1 protein-coding gene is annotated in these 508 nt (G+C 75.4%); it reads right to left on the reverse strand.

Annotated elements, in window-relative coordinates:
* Positions 1-91: 91 nt before the first annotated feature.
* Positions 92-508 (reverse strand): phage terminase large subunit family protein (locus DBR10_RS19895; protein WP_442861113.1); only part of this gene is annotated, 417 nt, incomplete at its 5' end.

Raw genomic sequence — 508 nt, forward strand, 5'->3', positions numbered from 1 at the left:
CACTTGCCCCCTCCGGGCCTGAGCCTGTCCTCGGGCGCGCGGTTCGCGCGACCCGGGGGGCCCTCCTCCCCCGGAGGGGGAAGATGAGACCCTACAGCCCCCGCACCCTCGGGCTTTGCCCCACCCCCAGCATCAGCTCGCTGACCGCCCAGACCAGGGCGTCGGCGCGGTCGGGGCTGTGGCTGAGGTCGCCGGTGCCGAGGGCCATCAGTTCTTCCTCGAGCGCCGCGAAGGCCCCGCAGTGGATGACCCGGCCCTGTTCGTAGAGGGCGGCGACCGGTTCGGCGCGGGCCCGCTTACCCTGGGTGGCGCGGACCAGTTTTACCGGACAGGGCGGATCGGCCTGGGCCAGGACGGCGCGGACCATGTCGCCGCCCTGGTTGGCCTCGGCGACCAGGGCGTGGGCCCCGAAAGCGCGGGCGGCGGCGACGGCCTTGCGGGCCCAGCCATGCGGCGACAGGCCGGCGGCCGAGTGGTCGGCCAGCACAAAGGCCCGGCGCTCCAGCCG

It is taken from the genome of Caulobacter sp. HMWF025 (genome assembly GCF_003060965.1).
Taxonomy (GTDB): domain Bacteria; phylum Pseudomonadota; class Alphaproteobacteria; order Caulobacterales; family Caulobacteraceae; genus Caulobacter.